Raw genomic sequence first — 608 nt, 5'->3', positions numbered from 1 at the left:
GCTAGGCGACATGCGGGAGAGACAGTCATGACCTTCAGTTACCGCGTGATTACGCACATGCTGTGCCAAAAGACGCTGGGTCCAGACTTCATACAAGTAGCCCAAGTCCTTCGGCTTTTGGCAGGCCAAAGAAATGACCCATGCTTTCGCTTCAGGGGTTACAACGGAAGGCCGACCTGAACGCTGTTCTTCTCCCAATGCGGCATCCGGCCCTAATGCCAGTGATTTATCGACACAGCGATTGACCTTGGGCACCGTTGTACCGAGAATTTCTGCGATCTTTGGGATGCTCAAGCCGTCGGCATAATGAAGCAGAATACGTGCGCGCTCTACCCGGCGATATTCTTCTGAACGCGCGTGACTGATTCGTTGAAGCATTTCTCGATCGGCAATGGATAATACTAACTTTTCTTTTTTCGATTGGAAGGGCATGGTTTCTCTCCGTTTCAATAAGGGCTACGAAGATTATACCACAAAATGCTGGAATATAGTTACATTATTTTCGGAACATTATACTAGCACGCAAATGTAATGCCACCGGTTCTGAACCTTCACGTAGGTCAGGTCGCTGACCACGAATCGCTTGAGTTCCGTTTGGTCAAATTCTC

General features: G+C 48.7%; 1 protein-coding gene. It reads right to left on the bottom strand.

What is annotated here, in order from left to right; translation table 11 throughout:
• A partial coding sequence (locus tag PPOP_RS18055; protein ID WP_006288110.1) for a helix-turn-helix domain-containing protein occupies positions 1 to 432 on the bottom strand: 432 nt, incomplete at its 3' end.
• Positions 433 to 608: the final 176 nt, after the last annotated feature.

Source organism: Paenibacillus popilliae ATCC 14706, assembly GCF_000315235.1.
Classification (GTDB): Bacteria; Bacillota; Bacilli; order Paenibacillales; family Paenibacillaceae; genus Paenibacillus_B; species Paenibacillus_B popilliae.
The sequence above is the reverse complement of the archived record's forward strand: the minus strand, read 5'-3'. Positions and strand labels throughout refer to the sequence as shown.